Origin of the sequence: Streptococcus sp. IMAU 99161, assembly GCF_014435245.1 — a bacterium.
Lineage (GTDB): Bacteria > Bacillota > Bacilli > Lactobacillales > Streptococcaceae > Streptococcus > Streptococcus lactarius.
This window is the reverse complement of sequence record NZ_JAAPAW010000029.1, coordinates 1-526: the sequence shown is the minus strand read 5'-3', so window position 1 is coordinate 526 and position 526 is coordinate 1. Positions and strand designations below refer to the sequence as shown.

The following is a 526-nucleotide window of genomic DNA, read 5'->3' as shown; positions in this document are numbered from 1 at the left end:
CAACTAAATTTGACGCTAACAACAAGGATAACATCCAATCAGTAGGAATCTCAGATGACTACGATGAAGCTAAGTTGAATCTTGATTCTACTAAGATCAAAGCTTACGACTCAGTAACAGGTGATGATGTCACTTCTAAATTCGATATCGCTGTGAACAATGGTGTGATTACTGCGACTCTTAAAGATGGCTTCACTAAGTCACTTGGCGATGCAGAAAACACTCAAATCATTGATACAACGAAATTCGCATTTGGACGTTACTACAAGTTCGACATCCCAACAACAGTGAAAGCTGATGTTCCTGGTGGTGTGGATATCGAAAATACAGCGGCTCAAGTTGTGAACTACTACAACCCAACAACGAAGAAAGTTGAAAAACCAAGCAAACCAACTGAAAAACGTGTGAACAACGTTCCAGTTGATGTGTCATTCAACTTCACTAAACGTTTGGAAGGTCGTGAGCTGAAAGCCAACGAATTCAGCTTCGTGCTTAAAGATTCAACAGGTAAAGTTGTTCAAACAGT

At 39.9% G+C, this 526-nt stretch carries 1 protein-coding gene; it reads left to right on the top strand.

The annotated features are described in order from the left end of the window. A partial coding sequence (locus HA044_RS09385) for an SspB-related isopeptide-forming adhesin (RefSeq protein ID WP_187540922.1) occupies nucleotides 1–526 on the top strand: 526 nt, incomplete at both ends.